Genomic DNA, 1,080 nt, shown 5'->3' with positions numbered 1-1,080 from the left:
TCACCTTAAAATCGCCCGCTTCATCAATCGTAACAACATTGTATTGCAGGTCGCCATTATCTCTATCCCATATAACGCGTGGCGTCTGGAAACCTATCTTAGAATCACCCGTATCGGGGTATGCTCCAAAATTCATCTTGCCCTTTTTCTCAACTGACACATCCATATTAACTATCCGCTGTGTGTAATCAGCGGGCACCAATGTGGAGCTTGCAGTGTAACTAGTACACGTTATACCCATCAACCCCTTTGTGCCAGGCACTATGTTAGAAACATTACTAAGATTTAGACTAAGGTTACTAATACCAAAAGAAGATATCATAGAAGTAACTGTCAGCACAATAGCATCAGTGGGTGGAGTCATAGGAGTAATATTCGCTACGCCTGTTCCTACTGGTATAACAAGCGTGACATCACTCGTCACGCTATAAAGTGTGATTTCAAAGTTTTCTGCATCAGCTTGGGTAACTATAGGTCCTGTCCCCTTATATTCTATGCCTACATAAAAACTTCTGGCACTGCTGGCAGAGTCCCACCTAAGAAGAACTTCCATATCAGCCAATGACCCCGGCGCAAGAAGACCAGCATTAAGTGAACTAACGTCACTATGCTCGGTATCGCTCCCCCATGCAGCATTATCAGACCATAGGAGCGCACCCACACCAGTCGTGCTAGGCGTACCAGTTGCCGCACCAGCCGCCGGACCAGAAAGGTAAATATGGAACCCCGGGAGACCCCACGTTTCGCCCATGTCGCCAGTTGCTTGTGGCGTAGATGACATATTGATAGTCAGCCTTTCAGCGAGAGCCGTATCCCCCGAAATAGAGTAATTGCTAACTACTGCGTCGCTCTTTCCTTTGAATATATTAGTCTTATAAACGGCATTCTGTCCCGGCTTTACCTCAAACTCCAGCCTATAGTTGCCACCAGCTGGCGCACCCGTCAATATTACTTCTATCCCAGCATTACTGCTACTCCATAGCCCTGACGCATCACCCGATAACAACTTATGTGTATTAAAATCAGTCTCAACTGAAATCCTATCTATATCTGCCTTTAACTGTTCCAACTCCGCCTGCA

General features: G+C 46.1%; 1 pseudogene. It reads right to left on the bottom strand.

Annotated features, from left to right (window positions below):
• Positions 1–1,080 (bottom strand): annotated as a pseudogene (locus AC1MDJ_RS07990) (hypothetical protein); the annotation flags it as partial.

Source organism: Candidatus Termitispirillum reticulitermitis, assembly GCF_054655775.1.
Note: the sequence above shows the minus strand (reverse complement) of the source record. Positions and strands in the feature narration are given on the sequence as shown.